The 15,548-nt window shown below is 72.9% G+C and carries 17 protein-coding genes; 13 read left to right on the top strand and 4 right to left on the bottom strand.

Annotated features, from left to right (window positions below):
• The gene (locus NBW76_RS06705) at positions 1 to 831 is read left to right on the top strand and encodes a bifunctional 2-polyprenyl-6-hydroxyphenol methylase/3-demethylubiquinol 3-O-methyltransferase UbiG (protein ID WP_056553220.1); all 831 of its coding nucleotides are present in this window, start codon (positions 1 to 3) and stop codon (positions 829 to 831) included.
• 115 nt (positions 832 to 946) lie between these two features.
• Positions 947 to 2,779: a gamma-glutamyltransferase gene (ggt, locus tag NBW76_RS06700; protein WP_056553223.1), complete on the top strand. Its 1,833-nt coding sequence runs from the start codon at positions 947 to 949 to the stop codon at positions 2,777 to 2,779.
• A 136-nt stretch (positions 2,780 to 2,915) separates the two neighbouring features.
• On the opposite strand, the gene NBW76_RS06695 is transcribed toward ggt, so the two are convergent.
• Complete coding sequence (locus tag NBW76_RS06695; RefSeq protein ID WP_055964747.1) at positions 2,916 to 3,905, bottom strand: 4-hydroxy-3-methylbut-2-enyl diphosphate reductase; 990 nt, start codon at positions 3,903 to 3,905, stop codon at positions 2,916 to 2,918.
• Positions 3,906 to 4,145: 240 nt separating this feature from the next.
• Between NBW76_RS06695 and xseA the strand changes: the two genes are divergently transcribed.
• A complete protein-coding gene (xseA, locus tag NBW76_RS06690; protein WP_056553226.1) occupies positions 4,146 to 5,360 on the top strand; it encodes an exodeoxyribonuclease VII large subunit in 1,215 nt (404 codons plus the stop codon).
• The gene (locus NBW76_RS06685) at positions 5,350 to 5,595 is read left to right on the top strand and encodes an exodeoxyribonuclease VII small subunit (RefSeq protein WP_056553229.1); all 246 of its coding nucleotides are present in this window, start codon (positions 5,350 to 5,352) and stop codon (positions 5,593 to 5,595) included. Before xseA ends, NBW76_RS06685 begins: the two co-directional genes overlap by 11 nt.
• Positions 5,596 to 5,614: 19 nt before the next feature.
• On the opposite strand, the gene NBW76_RS06680 is transcribed toward NBW76_RS06685, so the two are convergent.
• Positions 5,615 to 6,145, bottom strand: coding sequence for a DUF4245 domain-containing protein (locus NBW76_RS06680; protein WP_056553232.1), 531 nt, complete (start codon positions 6,143 to 6,145; stop codon positions 5,615 to 5,617).
• 79 nt (positions 6,146 to 6,224) lie between these two features.
• Between NBW76_RS06680 and NBW76_RS06675 the strand changes: the two genes are divergently transcribed.
• From NBW76_RS06675 to NBW76_RS06650, 6 genes are all read left to right on the top strand, one after another.
• Positions 6,225 to 6,614, top strand: coding sequence for a molybdopterin-binding protein (locus NBW76_RS06675; RefSeq protein WP_055964735.1), 390 nt, complete (start codon positions 6,225 to 6,227; stop codon positions 6,612 to 6,614).
• Positions 6,611 to 7,375 carry a molybdate ABC transporter substrate-binding protein gene (modA, locus tag NBW76_RS06670; protein ID WP_055964732.1) on the top strand — a complete coding sequence of 255 codons (765 nt, stop codon included), beginning with the start codon at positions 6,611 to 6,613 and terminating at the stop codon, positions 7,373 to 7,375. Before NBW76_RS06675 ends, modA begins: the two co-directional genes overlap by 4 nt.
• A 116-nt stretch (positions 7,376 to 7,491) precedes the next feature.
• Complete coding sequence (locus NBW76_RS06665) at positions 7,492 to 8,238, top strand: ABC transporter permease (RefSeq protein ID WP_369814968.1); 747 nt, start codon at positions 7,492 to 7,494, stop codon at positions 8,236 to 8,238.
• Positions 8,235 to 9,290: a sulfate/molybdate ABC transporter ATP-binding protein gene (locus NBW76_RS06660; RefSeq protein WP_235492904.1), complete on the top strand. Its 1,056-nt coding sequence runs from the start codon at positions 8,235 to 8,237 to the stop codon at positions 9,288 to 9,290. Before NBW76_RS06665 ends, NBW76_RS06660 begins: the two co-directional genes overlap by 4 nt.
• 29 nt (positions 9,291 to 9,319) lie before the next feature.
• On the top strand, positions 9,320 to 10,327 hold the full coding sequence (gene glpX / locus NBW76_RS06655; protein WP_055964729.1) for a class II fructose-bisphosphatase: 1,008 nt from the start codon (positions 9,320 to 9,322) through the stop codon (positions 10,325 to 10,327).
• Positions 10,328 to 10,368: 41 nt separating this feature from the next.
• Positions 10,369 to 11,133, top strand: a complete 765-nt coding sequence (locus NBW76_RS06650; protein WP_056553234.1) for a class I SAM-dependent methyltransferase — start codon at positions 10,369 to 10,371, stop codon at positions 11,131 to 11,133.
• A gap of 7 nt (positions 11,134 to 11,140) precedes the next feature.
• Here the strand turns inward: NBW76_RS06650 and NBW76_RS06645 are convergent, their stop codons facing one another.
• A complete protein-coding gene (locus NBW76_RS06645; RefSeq protein WP_056553237.1) occupies positions 11,141 to 11,755 on the bottom strand; it encodes a GrpB family protein in 615 nt (204 codons plus the stop codon).
• Positions 11,756 to 11,841: 86 nt separating this feature from the next.
• On the opposite strand from NBW76_RS06645, the gene NBW76_RS06640 reads away from it, so the two are divergent.
• Positions 11,842 to 12,744, top strand: coding sequence for an alpha/beta fold hydrolase (locus NBW76_RS06640; RefSeq protein WP_056553240.1), 903 nt, complete (start codon positions 11,842 to 11,844; stop codon positions 12,742 to 12,744).
• 18 nt (positions 12,745 to 12,762) lie between these two features.
• Here NBW76_RS06640 and NBW76_RS06635 read toward each other — a convergent pair whose 3' ends face one another.
• Complete coding sequence (locus NBW76_RS06635; RefSeq protein WP_056553243.1) at positions 12,763 to 13,131, bottom strand: VOC family protein; 369 nt, start codon at positions 13,129 to 13,131, stop codon at positions 12,763 to 12,765.
• A 63-nt stretch (positions 13,132 to 13,194) separates the two neighbouring features.
• Here NBW76_RS06635 and NBW76_RS06630 point away from each other — a divergent pair, with 63 nt between their 5' ends.
• Together NBW76_RS06630 and NBW76_RS06625 are read left to right on the top strand one after the other, a co-directional pair.
• On the top strand, positions 13,195 to 13,824 hold the full coding sequence (locus tag NBW76_RS06630; RefSeq protein WP_082481732.1) for a hypothetical protein: 630 nt from the start codon (positions 13,195 to 13,197) through the stop codon (positions 13,822 to 13,824).
• A gap of 22 nt (positions 13,825 to 13,846) precedes the next feature.
• Positions 13,847 to 15,547 carry a fumarate hydratase gene (locus NBW76_RS06625; protein ID WP_056580271.1) on the top strand — a complete coding sequence of 567 codons (1,701 nt, stop codon included), beginning with the start codon at positions 13,847 to 13,849 and terminating at the stop codon, positions 15,545 to 15,547.
• The last annotated feature ends 1 nt before the right edge of the window (position 15,548 follow it).

Raw genomic sequence — 15,548 nt, 5'->3', positions numbered from 1 at the left:
GTGGAGGAGTACCTGCGGCTCAACCGCGCCATGTGGGACAGCCGCGCCGCACGGCACGCCGCCGCGGCGTCCTACGACCTCGACCGCTACCGCCGTGACTCGGCCGCGATCAGCGACGTCGTCCGCTTCGACCTGCCACGGCTCGGCGACGTCAGCGGCCTCGACACGGTGCACCTGCAGTGCCACATCGGCACCGACACCCTCAGCCTGCACCGCCTCGGGGCCACCGTCACCGGGCTCGACCTCTCCCCCGCGTCGCTCGTGGAGGCCCGCGCGCTCGCGGCCGAGGTCGGCGCCGACATCGGTTACGTCGAGTCCGACGTGTTCGACGCACCGGAGGCGCTGGGCCGCGAACGCTTCGACCTCGTCTACACCGGCATCGGTGCGATCTGCTGGCTGCCCAGCATCGACCGGTGGGCCGCCACCGTCGCTGCGCTCCTGCGCCCCGGCGGCAGGCTGGTGTTCCGCGACTGTCACCCCATGCTCGGCACCCTCGACGTCGTGGACGACCGCATCGAGCTGGTCTACCCGTACGCCGAGCACGTCGAGCCCCTCGTCTTCGAGGACACCGCGTCCTACGTCGACCCGGCCGACCACACGCTGCCCGGGCTGCCGTCCCGGGAGTGGGCGCACGGTCTCGCGGAGATCCTCACCGCGCTCATGGCGCACGGCATGGTCCTCGAGACGGTGCTCGAGCACGACAGCGTGCCGTGGGTCGCGCTGCCGGGCCACATGACGCCGCACCCCGAGGCGCCCGGCGAGTTCCGGCTGACCGACCGGCCCGAGCGGCTCGCCGCCAGCTTCACGATCATCGCGTCGCGCAGGCGCTGATCGCGACCTGCACCCTCGTCGCCGTGGGGATCGGGTTGCCAGGGCCTTCCGTGCTGCCTAGCGTGGACACGACCGGGCCCAGCCAGGGCCGACTTCGGGGGAAGCAGGTCGCACCATGACCGCACGCACGTCCGTCCGCCTCACCACCGGCCTGCTCGCCGTCGGGCTGGCCACCACCGCGCTCGTCGTCACGACGTCGGCCGCCGAGGCCGGCACGCCGGCCCCGCGACCACCCTCAGGCTCGTCGACCGCCGTCGGCTCGGGTGGAGCCGTGTCGTCCGTCGACGCCGAGGCGTCCCGCGTGGGACTCGAGGTGCTGAAGCGTGGCGGCAACGCGGCCGACGCCGCCGTGGCCACCGCATCGGCGCTGGGCGTCACCGAGCCCTACAGCGCCGGGATCGGCGGTGGCGGCTACTTCGTCTACTACGACGCGAAGCGCAAGAAGGTGTCGACGATCGACGGCCGTGAGACCGCGCCCGCCGGCATCACCCGTGACGCGTTCATCGACCCCGCGACCGGCGAGCCCTACCCGTTCACGCCCGACCTCGTCTCGTCCGGCGTGGCCGTCGGCGTCCCCGGCACCCCGGCCACCTGGGAGGCGGCGCTGCGCGACCACGGCAGGTGGTCGCTGCGCAAGGCCCTGGCGCCGTCCATCGCCCTGGCCTCGAGGGGCTTCCGTGTCGACGAGACGTTCCGCAGCCAGACGCTCGACAACGCCGAGCGCTTCGCGGCCTTCCCCGCCACGGCGAAGCTGTTCCTGCCGGGCGGCGACGCACCGAAGGTCGGCAGCACGTTCCGCAACCCCGATCTCGCCCGCACGCTCTCGCTCCTCGCGGCGAAGGGACCACGCGCCTTCTACACCGGCGCGGTCGCCCGCGACGTCGCCCGCACCGTGCAGGCACCGCCCAAGGACCCTGCCGCCGACCTGCCCGCACCCGCCGGCTCCATGACCGAGCGCGACCTCGCCGGGTACCGCGTGGACCGCCAGGCGCCGACACGGGCCCGCTACCGCGGCCTCGACGTGTTCGGCATGGCGCCGTCGTCCTCCGGTGGCATCGCGGTGGGCGAGGCGCTCAACATCCTCGAGGGGTTCCGGCTCGGTGGGGGGCAGCGCCTCGCCACGTCGTTGCACCTGTTCCTCGAGACCTCCGCCCGGGTCTTCGCCGACCGCGCCGCCTACGTCGGCGACGTGCCGGGCGTGCCGACGTCGACGCTGCTCAGCCAGCGCTTCGCCGACTCGCGGTCCTGCACCATCGACCCCACCAAGGCGTCGAGCCGCCCCGTCGCCGCCGGCGCACTGGACGGCTCCGGCTGTGCCACGGTGGCCAACGAGGAGAAGCCCGACACCGAGAACATCTCCACCACCCACCTGTCCGTCGTCGACCGGTGGGGCAACGCCGCCTCGTACACGCTCACGATCGAGCAGACCGGTGGGTCGGGCATCACCGTTCCCGGCCGCGGTTTCCTGCTCAACAACGAGCTGACCGACTTCACGGCCGTCTACGACCCGAAGGACCCGAACCGCATCGAGCCCGGCAAGCGTCCGCGTTCGTCGATGTCGCCCACCATCGTGCTCGACCGTGGCCGGGTGAAGTACGTCGTCGGCTCGCCGGGCGGCGCCACCATCATCACGACGGTGCTGCAGGTGCTGGTGAACCGCATCGACCTCGGCATGACCCTGCCGCAGGCCGTGGCCGCACCGCGCGCGTCGCAGCGCAACGTCGCGGTGACGCCCGCCGAGCCCGCGTTCATCGAGCAGTACGGCTCGCTGCTCGCCCCGTTCGGCCAGCAGCTCACGCCGTCGGGCGACGCCTTCACCTCGCAGGCCGAGATCGGCGCGGCCGCCGCGATCGAGCAGGACCGGCGCGGTCGGCTCATCGCGGTCGCCGAGCCCGAACGCCGCGGTGGCGGCACCGCTCTGGTCGTCAAGCCCGACCGGCGGCGCTGAGCGCCGCGACCCGGGTCGGCGATTCCCATCACCTGATGGGAATCACGAGCTCCCCCTGGTTCTTCCTCACTGACCCTGGAGGGAACACCGAGGTGAGTGGGGGATTCCCATCACCTGATGGGAATCGTGGGACTGCTCAGACGAGGCCGGCGGCCTTCATGTCCTTGCGCAGCTCGGGCGGGAGGGCGAAGGTGAGGGTCTCGTCGGCGGTGCGGACGGCGGCGGCGTCGGGGTGGCCGTGCTCCGAGAGGTACGTCAGCACGTCCTGCACGAGGTCGTCGGGCACCGAGGCGCCGGACGTGACGCCCACGGTCTCGACGCCGTCGAGCCAGGCCTCGTCGAACTCGCTGATGTCGTCGATCCGGTACGACGCCTTGGCGCCGGCCTCGAGCGCGACCTCGACGAGGCGTACCGAGTTGGAGGAGTTCGACGAGCCGACGACGATGACCAGGTCGGCGTCCTTCGCGATCTCCTTGACCGCGACCTGACGGTTCTGGGTGGCGTAGCAGATGTCGTCGGACGGCGGGTCCTCCAGCTGCGGGAACTTCTCGCGCAGCCGGCGCACCGTCTCCATGGTCTCGTCGACGCTCAGGGTGGTCTGCGACAGCCACGACAGCTTGGTGCCCTCGGGGAACTCGAGGTCGTCGACGTCGGCCGGGCTCTGCACGAGCGTGATGTGCTCGGGAGCCTCGCCCGCGGTGCCCTCGACCTCCTCGTGGCCCTCGTGACCGATGAGCAGGATGCGGTAGTCGTCGGCGGCGAACCGACGCGCCTCGTGGTGCACCTTGGTGACCAGCGGACAGGTGGCGTCGATCGTCTTGAGGCTCCGCTCGGCCGCCTCGGCGTGCACCATCGGCGACACGCCGTGGGCGGAGAACACGACCGTGGCGCCCTCGGGCACCTCGTCGAGCTCCTCCACGAAGATCGCGCCACGGTCGGCCAGCGTGTTGACGACGTGCTTGTTGTGCACGATCTGCTTGCGCACGTACACGGGGGCGCCGTAGAGGTCGAGCGCCTTCTCGACCGTGATGACGGCGCGGTCGACGCCTGCGCAGTAGCCGCGCGGGTCGGCGAGGAGGACGCTCCCGCCGACGGGGGGCATGCCGAGGTGCACGTTGGTCGTCATGACCTCATCGTAACGACCGGGGGCAGACGTCGAGGACGTCCGCCGCCGCCTCCGGCCTCGGAGGTAGGTCTCGCACCTCATCGGCCGTCGACGAGGTGCGAGACCTACCTCCGGGCGAGCCGTTCGGTGCGTCACCTACCTCTGACGGCTCGTTCGGTGCGTCACCTGCCTCCGACGGGCCGGGACGAGGAGGGCCGTGGGTGGCGCGGAGCGTCGGGGCGACCTCCTAGGGTGTGGGCCATGGCCCTGGACACGAGCGCGGACTCCCCCGCGCCGCTGCGCCAGGTCTCCACGCTCATCGGGCAGTGGGTCGGCCGGCTCGGGCCGGTGTGGGTCGAGGCCGAGGTCGCCCAGCTGACCCGTCGTCCCGGCATCTGCTTCCTCGTCCTGCGCGACCTGCGCGCCACCCTCTCGGTGCGCGCCACGTGCCACGCCTCGGTGCTCGACGCGTCCCCCGCCCCGGTCACCGAGGGCGCGCGGGTGGTCGTGCACGCCAAGCCGGAGTTCTACGAGCCCAACGGGTCGCTGACCCTGCAGATCCGCGAGATCCGGCCCGCCGGCGAGGGCGAGCTGCTCGCCCAGCTCGAGCGCCGCAAGCAGCTGCTGGCCGCCGAGGGCCTGTTCGACGCCCGGCTCAAGAAGCCGCTGCCGTTCCTGCCCGGCACCGTCGGCCTGGTCACCGGCCGCGCCTCGGCGGCCGAGCGCGACGTGCTCGAGAACGCCCGGCTGCGCTGGCCCGGGGTGCGGTTCGAGGTCCGGCACGCCCTCATGCAGGGCAGCGGCTCGGCCCGCGCCGTGGCCGCCGCCGTCGAGGAGCTCGCGTCGCAGGTCGACGTCATCGTGGTCGCGCGCGGCGGCGGGTCGCTCGAGGACCTCCTGCCGTTCTCCGACGAGGCCCTGGTGCGCACCGTCCACGCCTGCCGCGTGCCGGTGGTCAGCGCCATCGGCCACGAGCAGGACACACCGCTGCTCGACCTCGTGGCCGACGTCCGCGCGTCCACACCCACCGACGCCGCCAAGCGGGTGGTCCCCGACGCCGCCGAGGAGAACGACCGGCTCGCCGGTGCCCGCGCCCGCCTGCGCCGGGCCGTCTCGGGCTTCGTCGCGCACGAGGCGCACGCGCTGGCCCAGCTGCGCTCCCGGCCGGTGCTCGCCGCGCCACTCACGCTCGTCGACGCCCAGGAGGACGCCCTGGCGCACCTGCGCGAACGCACCCACCGGGCGCTCGGGCACCGGCTCGACCGCGAGCACGACGCCGTCGGCCACCACCTCGCGCGAGTGCGGGCCCTGTCGCCACTGGCCACGCTCGAGCGCGGCTACGCCGTGGCCCAGACCGCCGACGGGCACGTGCTCACGTCGGTCCACGACGTCCCCGACGCCTTCGTCGTGCGCCTGGCCGACGGCAGCGCCCACGTCACCACCGACCGCACCGAGGAGACCCGCCATGACGACTGACCCCGCCCCCGAGACGGAGCCCGACGGGCAGGAGCTCTCCTACGAGCAGGCCCGCGACGAGCTGGTCAGCGTCGTCCAGCGGCTCGAGAACGGTGGCGTCGGCCTGGAGGAGTCGCTCGCCCTGTGGGAGCGCGGCGAGCACCTGGCCGCCGTCTGCCAGCGGTGGCTCGACGGCGCCCGAGCGCGGCTCGACCGTGCCGCCGGCCACGACGGCGACGAGGACGACGAGGCCTGACCGGGATCGACCGCCCGGCTCAGGCGAGGGACGCGAGGTACTGCTCGAGCGTCGCGCGGTCCACGTCGCTCGTCACGACGGCGGTGGTGCGCTGCTCGGGACCCTCCACCTCGCGCGAGTAGGTGCTCTCGCCGTCCGGCGAGGTCCAGCGGGTCCAGGTCTCGCCACCGACCTGCACGTCGTCCACCCGCTCGCTGCCCTCGGCGTACTCGTCGACGGCGGCGTCCTCGCCCTCGGGTGCCTGCGTGAGCCCGATGAAGTCGGTGTCGGACGTCAACGTCCCCAGGCTCCACACGCCGTCGCGCACCCGCGACGACGTGACCTTCCAGCCCTCCGGCAGCGACGTGGGCGCCAGCAGGTCGGCCCCGGTCTCGCGCTCGGCGCCCGGCAGCACGGCGGAGTAGTCGACCGCGGGCACGTCAGGCGTCTCGGGCGTGCTGCCGAACAGGAACTGCGTCGCGGCCCAGACCAGCAGCAGGGCTGCGCCGAGGACCCCGACGGAGCGGAGGATGTCCCCCAGCTTGGGATTGCCTCGACTGGAACCGGCCATGCGTCCTCCGCTGCTCTGTCGTGCCGCACCTGCGGCTGGTTCGTCGGTGTTCCGCCGCGAGTGCGGCTAGGCTCCGGTCATGGTCGTGCACAGGCTCTCCGACGCCGCCGCGCTCGTCGGCGTCAGCGATGACACCCTACGACGCTGGCAGCAGCAGGGCCGGTTCAACCCGGTCGACGCCGACGGCCGGGCCGGCATCGAGGGGGTCGACCTCGCGAGGCTCGCCGCCGACCACGCGGCGACCCCCGACCACGGACCCGAGCACACGAGCGCGCGCAACCGGCTGCGCGGCATCGTCACGCGGGTCACGGCCGACACCGTGATGGCCCAGGTCGAGCTCGTCTGCGGGCCCTACCGCGTGGTCTCCCTCGTCAGTCGCGAGTCCGTCGACGCCCTCGGCCTCGAGCCCGGCGCCATCGCCTGGGCCACCGTCAAGTCCACCAACGTCTCGCTGGAGGTCACCCCGTGAAGCGTCTCGCCCTGCTCGTCCTGACCCTCCCCCTGGTCCTGTCCGGCTGCGGCAACAGCGACGCCGTGGACCCCCGGGCCGACGTCGACAGCACGCTCACCGTGTTCGCGGCGGCCTCGTTGAAGGGTTCGTTCACCGAGCTCGCCGACCGCTTCGAGGAGCAGAACGAGGGCGTGACCGTGGAGCTGAGCTTCGCCGGGTCGTCCGACCTCGCCGCGCAGATCGCCGAGGGCGCCCCGGCCGACGTGTTCGCCTCGGCCGACGAGAAGAACATGACGACGCTCGTCGACGAGGACCTCGTGGAGGGCGAGCCGCAGGACTTCGCCACCAACACGCTCGTCATCGTCACCCCACCGGACGACCCGGGCGACGTCACGTCGCTGGCCGACCTGGGCAACCCCGACCTCGACGTCGTGGTCTGCGCGCCCCAGGTGCCGTGCGGTGCCGCCTCCGAGAAGCTCGCGAAGAAGGACGGCGTCACGCTGGCTCCCGACAGCGAGGAGCAGTCGGTGACCGACGTGCTGGCCAAGGTCGCGGCCGGCGAGGCCGACGCAGGCCTCGTGTACGTGACGGACGCCGAGGCCGCGGGCGACGACGTCGAGACGGTCGAGGTCCCCGGCGCCGAGGACGTGGTCAACACCTACCCGATCGCAGCGCTCGCGGACGCCCGCCAGCCCGGGCTCGCACAGGACTGGGTCGAGTGGGTCACGAGCGACGAGGGTCAGAAGGTGCTGGACGACGCCGGCTTCGGCCCGCCGTGACCACGCCGACTCCCGCGCAGGCCCCCGCTGGGCGGCGCGGGGCAGGGGGGCGGGGGGCGGGCTGGCCCCGCGGGGACCGCTCCCCCACCTCCGGCGACCTGCCCGGCTGGATCTGGGTGCCCGCTGCGGCCGGCGCCGCCCTGGTGGTGCTGCCGCTCGTGGCCCTGCTGGCTCGCGTCGAGTGGACCGACCTGCCGTCGCTGCTGACGTCGGAGTCGGCGCGGTCGGCCCTCTGGCTGAGCCTGCGGACGGCGGCGGTGTCCACGGTGCTGTGCATCGTGCTGGGCGTGCCCATGGCCTTCGTGCTGGCGCGCGCCCGGTTCCCCGGCCAGGCGCTCCTGCGCGCGCTCGTCCTGCTCCCGCTGGTGCTGCCACCGGTCGTGGGAGGCATCGCGCTGCTGGCCACGTTCGGTCGGCGGGGGCTGCTGGGCGAGTCGCTGGACGTGCTGGGCGTCCAGGTGGCGTTCTCCACGACCGCGGTGGTGCTGGCGCAGACGTTCGTCGCTCTGCCGTTCCTGGTGATCAGCCTCGAGGGCAGCCTTCGCACGGCGGGCCGGCGCTACGAGGTGGTGGCCGCGACGCTCGGGGCACGCCCCACCACGGTCCTGCGCCGGGTCAGCATCCCCCTCGTGCTCCCGGGTCTGCTCTCCGGCGCCGTGCTGGCGTTCGCCCGCGCGCTGGGCGAGTTCGGCGCCACGATCACCTTCGCCGGCAGCCTGCAGGGGGTCACGCGCACGCTGCCGCTCGAGATCTACCTGCAGCGCGAGACCGATCCCGACGCCGCCGTCGCGCTGTCGCTGCTGCTCGTCGTCGCGGCGGTCGCCGTGATCGCGCTGGTCCGCGGACGGGGGTCCTCCCTGTGAGCGTGCAGCTGGTCGTCGACGCCCCCGACCGCGGCGTCATGCTCGAGCTCGACGTCGCGCCGGGCACCACCCTGGGCCTCGTGGGGCCCAACGGTGCCGGGAAGTCGACCGTGCTCGCCACGCTCGCCGGCACGCTGCGTCCGCAGCACGGTCGCGTGGTCGTCGACGGCGAGGTCCTGCTCGACACCGCCTCCGGCACGTGGCGCGCCCCGCACGAGCGCGGCGTCGGCCTGCTCGCGCAGGAACCGCTGCTGTTCCCGCACCTCGGCGTCCTCGACAACGTGGCCTTCGGCCCACGCAGCGCGGGCGCCTCGAGGGCCGCGGCTCGGGAGACCGCCCGCGACCATCTCGACGAGCTGGGCTGCGCGGACCTGGCGAACCGTCGGCCCGGCACCCTGTCGGGCGGTCAGGCGGCTCGGGTCGCCCTGGCCAGGGCACTGGCCCCCGACCCACGTCTGCTGCTGCTCGACGAGCCGATGGCCGCCCTCGACGCGGGCACCGTCCCCCTGCTGCGCTCGGCGCTCGCGCAGGTGCTGCGCCGACGTCGGCAGGACGGCGGGACGGCCGTCCTGGTCACCCACGACGTGCTCGACGCCCTGCTGCTGACGGACCGGCTCGCGGTCGTCGAGGACGGCCGTCTGGTCGACGTCGGCCCCACCGCGCGCGTCCTGGAGCAGCCACGGAGCAGGTTCGCCGCCGACCTCGCCGGACTCAACCTGGTACGCGGCACCGCGACCGGCCCGGGCCTGCACGGTGACGACGGACTGGTGGTGCACGCCGCCACGGCCGCGCTCCCCGACGGCAGCCCGGCCGTGGCCGTCCTGGACCCGGCGGCGGTCGCGGTGCACCTCGACGCCCCCGTCGGGAGCCCACGCAACGTGTGGCCCGCCACCGTCACGTCGGTCGAGCCGCGCGGCCGGCGCGCGCTCGTGCGGACCGACGTCGTGAGCGCCGACGTGACCGTCGACGCCGTCGCCGAGCTGCGGCTGGAGCCCGGCCGACGCGTCCACCTGGTGGTCAAGGCGAGCGAGGTCCAGGTGCACGGGCTCTGAGCGACGCCCGTCGCCGGTAGGGTGCACTCGTGGACAGCCTGCAGCCCGCCGCCCAAGCCCCGGACCGCAACCTCGCCCTGGACCTCGTCCGAGTCACGGAGGCCGGCGCCATGGCCGCCGGCCGCTGGGTCGGACGCGGGGACAAGAACGGCGCCGACGGCGTGGCCGTCAACGCGATGCGGAGCCTCATCAACACCGTCGCGATGGACGGCGTCGTCGTCATCGGCGAGGGCGAGAAGGACGAGGCCCCGATGCTGTTCAACGGCGAGCACGTCGGCGACGGCACGGGCCCGGAGTGCGACGTGGCGGTCGACCCGATCGACGGCACGACGCTCTGCGCCAAGGGCATGCCCAACGCCATCGCGGTCATGGCCGTCGCGCCCCGCGGCTCCATGTACGACCCGTCGGCCGTCTTCTACATGGAGAAGCTCGTGGCCGGCCCCGAGGCCGCCGATGCCGTCGACATCCGGCTCCCCGTGGCCGAGAACATCGCCCGCGTGGCCAGGGCCAAGGGCATCAGCAACAGCGACGTCACGGTCTGCGTGCTCGACCGACCCCGCCACGCCGACCTCACGCAGCAGATCCGTGACGCGGGCGCGCGCATCAAGTTCATCAGCGACGGCGACGTCGCCGGGGCCATCGTGGCGGTGCAGCCCGACTCCGGGGTGGACCTGCTCGTCGGCACCGGCGGCACGCCCGAGGGCATCATCACCGCCTGCGCCATCAAGGCGATCGGCGGCGTGATCCAGGGCCGCCTCGCCCCCACCGACGACGACGAGCGTCAGCGTGCGATCGACGCCGGCCACGACCTCGACCGCGTGCTGCTCACCGACGACCTCGTGGTCGCCGACGACTGCTTCTTCGTGGCCACCGGCATCACCGACGGCGAGCTGCTGTCCGGGGTGCGCTACTCGGCCGGCAAGGCGTTCACCGAGTCGATCGTCATGCGCTCGCGCAGCGGCACGATCCGCAAGATCACCAGCGAGCACCAGCTCACGAAGCTCAAGGCGTACTCGTCGATCGACTACGAGCACTGAGCCTGCTCTGAACCGCCGCGTGGCCGACGATCGGGGGATCCATGGAGACGTCTGACGAGGGACGCGCCCGTCACGTGCGCAGCGTCGACGACGTGCTGGCCCTCATGGACACCCTCTTCGACTCGACCGCCGACCGGTGGTCCGACGGGGCGGGCCGGTCCTGGTGGGACGACTTCTACACCGACCGGTCGCGCCCGGTGCCGTTCTTCGTCGACAAGCCCGACGAGAACCTCGTCGCGTGGCTCGACGCCGGGCTGGTGCCTCCGGGACGCGCGCTCGACCTGGGCTGCGGCGCAGGGCGCAACGCCCGTCACCTGGCGTCGCGCGGGTTCCAGGTCGACGGCATCGACCTGTCGCAGACCGCCGTCGCGTGGGCCCGCGAGCACTCACCCGCTCAGGAGCCAGCCCAGGAGCCGGCACCGCGCTTCCACGTCGGCGACGCAATCGGCGAGGCCGGCGCGACCCTGACGGGACCGTTCGACCTGGTGTACGACTCGGGCTGCCTGCACCACCTGCCGCCGCACCGACGCATCGCCTACCTGCGCCTGATCGACCGCGTCCTCGCCCCGGGCGGCGTCCTCGGCATCGTCTGCTTCGCCGACGGGCAGATGGGCACGAGCGTCCCGGACGCCGAGCTGTACCTGCGCGGCGGGCTGGAGGGCGGGCTGGCGTTCACGCCGGAGTCGCTGCGCTGGATCTTCCAGGACCTCGAGCCCGTCGAGTCCCGGCCGATGCTGGCCCAGGACCCGGAGGCGACGCTCTTCGGCGAGGAGTTCCTCCTCACCGCGCTCTTCCGCCGCCCGTGAGGTGCCGTCAGCGCGGTCGGGGCAGGCCCGCGGCGGCGAAGATCCGCGCGTAGATCTCCCGCACCACCGTCTGCTTGCGTGCGTTGTACTGCATCACGTGCTCTCCCGCCTCGGCCGCGGCTGCCGCCGCCGCTCGCTTGGCCTCCGCGTACAGCTCTCGATCGTCGGGGTGGTTGCGCAGCCAGTCGCGGAACATCAGCATCCGCTCCGCCTCGGCCGAGTCGCGCTCGAGGACGTGCAGGTTGGTGCGCGGCCGGCCGTGGCGCAGCAGCCGGTGCCCGTGCCACCACGGCTCGCGCACCGTCAGGACGAAGCCCTGCTGCTCCAGCGCCGGGACGTAGGCGTCCTCGTCAGCGGGATCGGGCACCACCAGGAGGAGGTCGATGATCGGCTTGGCCGGGAGCCCTGGCACCGACGTGGACCCCACGTGCTCGAGGCTCACGACGTTCGGCCCGAGCGCGGCGCGCACGGTCGCGACCAGGCCGGCCGCCTGCTCCGGCCAGGTCGGGTCCGGGTCGACGACCGCCACCTCGCGGCCCGGTCCCGCACCACCGACCCAGGGGCTCGATCCCGGCGGCGGCTCGGCGTCGTCGAACCGGACGATCTCCTCGGAGGTGGCCATCGTCCGACCCTAGACCGCCGGACGGACGACCGGGCGACCGTCCGTTCCACGGGCCCGGCTGGTCCCGAAACCGTACGATCGGGTCCATGGCCGGTTCTGGAGAACAGTTCGCGCACCTGCCCTCGGGCATCGACCTCTGCTTCGAGACGTTCGGTGACCCGAGTGATCCACCCGTCCTGCTCGTCATGGGGCTGGGCGGGCCGATGGGCTGGTGGGACAGCGAGTTCTGCGAGCGTCTGGTGGCCCGTGGCTACTACGTCGTCCGCTACGACAACCGCGACACCGGCCGCTCCACCAAGCTGCGCCAGCACCGGGTCAGCCGGATCGACATCCTCAAGGCGGTGGCGGGCCTGGCGAAGGCGCCGTACTCCATCGGCGACCTGGCCGCCGACGCCTTCGGCCTGCTCGACCACCTCGGCATCGACGCCGCGCACGTCGTGGGCGTGTCGATGGGCGGGATGATCGTGCAGACCATGGCCGTGGCCGAGCCCGACCGCGTGCTGTCGCTGACGTCGATCATGTCGACCACCGGCAAGCGCACCGTCGGGTACCAGAACCCCAAGATCCTGCCGGCCCTGCTGAGCAAGGCCGGGCACACCCGCGACGAGTACGTGGCCCGCTCGCTGCGCGGCACGTCGATGATCTCGTCCCCGGACTTCCCGACCGACGAGGAGTTCGCCCGCAACCGCGCCTACGAGACGTACGACCGCGGCTGGTCGGCCGGCGGCGTCACGCGCCAGCTCATGGCGATCCTCACGCAGCCGGACCGCACCACGGACCTCGAGGCGCTCGACGTGCCCTCCACCGTGATCCACGGCCTGAAGGACCCTCTCGTGCACCGCTCGGGCGGCCGCGCGACGGCCGCCGCGCTCAGGGGCTCGGAGCACCTCGAGATCGCCGGCATGGCCCACGACCTGCCCAGCCAGCTCTACGACACGATCATCGACGCGGTCGTGCGCACCACCGAGCGCGCCTCCGCGCGGCACTAGTCGTCCCAGGGCCGGGGCTCAGGACTCGGCCCACACCCCGAGCCGATTGCCCGCGGGATCGGTGAAGTGGAACCGCCGCCCACCGGGGAAGGCGAAGATGTCGTCGACCACCGAGCCGCCGGCGTCGAGGACCGCCTGGCGCGTGGCCTCGAGGTCGGCCGACCACAGCTGCACGAGCGGGCCGCTCGTCCCCGGGGTCCCGGCCGGGTCGAGGCCGCCGACCTCACCCTCGCCGTCGAGCGCCTGGATGCCGACGTAGGCGGGGTCGTCTGCCGGGCCGTAGTCGGTGAAGGACCAGCCGAAGGCCGCGCCGTAGAAGGCCTTCGCGGCCTGCAGGTCCGGTGCCGGGAGCTCGACGTAGTCGATGCCGTGGTGGGTGTGCGTCATGGCGCGACGCTAGCCCCGACCACCGACACCCCCGCCCACGACGACCGTCCTAGGCTGGCCGACGTGGACGACGAGGTGGTGGTGCGGACGCGTGCCGACGGCGCCACCGAGCTGCGCGTCAACGGCGTCTTCGTGATGGACGACGTCGAGACCTCCTCCGAGCGGCTGCTCGCGGATCACGCGCTCGATCTCGGGGCCCGCGACGTGCTCGTCGGGGGCCTGGGGCTCGGGTTCACCGCCCGTGCGCTGCTCGAGGCCGAGGATGGTCGACGGGTCGAGCGGCTGGTGGTGGCGGAGCTGCACGACGGCGTCATCCGTGCGGTGCGCGACGGAGCCGGCGCCGGTCCCGAGGTGCTCGACGACCCGCGCTGCACCGTGGTGGTCGGCGACGTGCTCGACGTCGTCGCGGCCCAGCCCGCGGCGTCGCTCGACGCCGTGCTCCTCGACGTCGACAACGGACCGGACTTCCTCGTGCACGACGCCAACGCGGCCGTCTACGACTCCACCGGGGTGCGTGCGTGCGCCCGTGCGCTGAGGCCGGGCGGGACGCTCGCCGTGTGGTCGATGGCCGACTCCGAGCCCTTGCGCGAGCGGCTCGCCGAGGTGCTCGACGACGTCCGCGCCGTCGCCGTGCCCGTCGACCTGCAGGGCCGCGCCGAGCACTACTGGGTCCTCACCGGCCACGCCCGCTGACCTGGAACGCTATGGTCGCCCCGTGGCAGCCGCAGACTTCCTCTACTCCGACCTGCTCCCGACCGGGCCCGACGAGACGCCCTACCGTCTCGTCACCACCGAGGGCGTCTCGACGTCCGAGGTCACCCTGCCGGACGGCAGCACCCGCACCTTCCTGCACGTGGAGCCCGAGGCGATCCGCCGGCTCACCGCGGAGGCGATGCACGACATCAGCCACTACCTGCGGCCCGCGCACCTCGCCCAGCTGCGGCGCATCATCGACGACCCGGAGGCCTCCGGCAACGACCGGTTCGTGGCGCTCGACCTGCTGAAGAACGTCAACATCTCGGCCGGCGGCGTGCTGCCCATGTGCCAGGACACCGGCACCGCGATCGTCATGGGCAAGAAGTCCGAGGGCGTCCTCACCGGTGCCGACGACGCCGAGGCCATCAGCCGGGGCGTGCACGACGCCTACACGACGCTCAACCTGCGGTACAGCCAGCTCGCTCCCCTCACCACGTACGAGGAGAAGAACACCGGCACCAACCTGCCGGCGCAGATCGAGCTGTACTCCACGCCCGGCACCAAGCCCACTCCCGAGTACTCGTTCCTGTTCATGGCCAAGGGCGGCGGGTCGGCCAACAAGTCGTTCCTGTACCAGGAGACGAAGGCGATCCTGAACCCCACGCGGCTGCTGGAGTTCCTCGACGAGAAGATCAAGAGCCTCGGCACCGCCGCCTGTCCGCCGTACCACCTGGCGGTCGTCATCGGCGGCACGTCGGCGGAGTTCGCGCTCAAGACCGCCAAGTACGCCTCGGCGCACTACCTCGACGAGCTGCCCACCGAGGGCTCGATGAGCGCGCACGGCTTCCGCGACGTCGAGCTGGAGCAGCAGGTCTTCGAGCTGACGCAGTCGTTCGGCATCGGCGCCCAGTTCGGCGGCAAGTACTTCTGCCACGACGTCCGCGTCGTGCGCCTGCCCCGCCACGGCGCCTCCTGCCCCGTGGCCATCGCCGTGTCCTGCTCGGCCGACCGCCAGGCCCGCGCCAAGATCACCCCCGAGGGCGTGTTCCTCGAGCAGCTCGAGACCGACCCGGCGCAGTACATGCCCGACGCCGGCGTGGCCGAGGACATCAGCGGCGGCGAGGTCGTGCAAGTCGACCTCACGCGACCGATGGACGAGATCCGCGCGCAGCTGTCGCAGTACCCCGTCAAGACGCGGCTGTCGCTCACCGGTCCGCTCGTCGTGGCTCGCGACATCGCGCACGCCAAGATCGCCGAGCTGCTCGACGCCGGGAAGCCGATGCCGCAGTACATGAAGGACCACCCCGTCTACTACGCCGGACCGGCCAAGACGCCCGAGGGCATGGCGTCCGGGTCGTTCGGTCCCACGACGGCCGGCCGCATGGACTCCTACGTGCGCCGCTTCCAGGAGGCCGGTGGCTCCCTGGTCATGCTCGCCAAGGGCAACCGCAGCAAGCAGGTCACCGAGGCGTGCGACGCGTTCGGCGGCTTCTACCTGGGCTCCATCGGTGGCCCGGCCGCCCGTCTGGCCCAGGACTGCATCCGCAGCCAGGAGGTGCTGGAGTACCCCGAGCTGGGCATGGAGGCGGTCTGGAAGATCGAGGTCGAGGACTTCCCGGCGTTCATCGTGGTCGACGACAAGGGCAACGACTTCTTCACCGACCCGTCCGGTGCCGTCACCGTGCCGGTCACCGGGCTGCGCGTCCGCTCCGCCGAGTAGC

This window comes from Aeromicrobium sp. Leaf245, from assembly GCF_942548115.1.
Classification (GTDB): domain Bacteria; phylum Actinomycetota; class Actinomycetes; order Propionibacteriales; family Nocardioidaceae; genus Aeromicrobium.
Note: the sequence above shows the minus strand (reverse complement) of the source record. Positions and strands in the feature narration are given on the sequence as shown.